The sequence below is a fragment of the Candidatus Thiosymbion oneisti genome, from assembly GCF_900092655.1.
GTDB classification, from domain to species: domain Bacteria; phylum Pseudomonadota; class Gammaproteobacteria; order Chromatiales; family Chromatiaceae; genus Thiosymbion; species Thiosymbion oneisti.
Genome location: NZ_FLUY01001588.1, coordinates 1 through 248, shown reverse-complemented (window position 1 = coordinate 248; position 248 = coordinate 1). Strand labels below are relative to the sequence as shown.

Annotated in this window: 1 protein-coding gene; it reads right to left on the bottom strand. The window is 63.7% G+C overall.

Translation table 11 applies throughout. The features are described 5' to 3' along the window. A partial coding sequence (locus tag BQ17_RS16010) for an EF-Tu C-terminal domain-related protein (RefSeq protein WP_500784426.1) occupies positions 1-248 on the bottom strand: 248 nt, incomplete at both ends.

Here is a 248-nt window from a genome sequence, read left to right as displayed (position 1 = left end):
GCGACCACACCGGCCCCGACCGTGCGCCCACCCTCGCGCACCGCAAACCGCAGCCCTTCTTCCATGGCGATCGGCGCAATCAGCTTGACCGTCATCTTCACATTGTCACCCGGCATCACCATCTCGATGCCTTCCGGCAGCTCGCACGCGCCGGTCACGTCCGTGGTCCGAAAGTAGAACTGGGGACGATAGCCGTTGAAGAAGGGGGTGTGACGACCGCCTTCGTCCTTGCTCAGCACGTACACCTC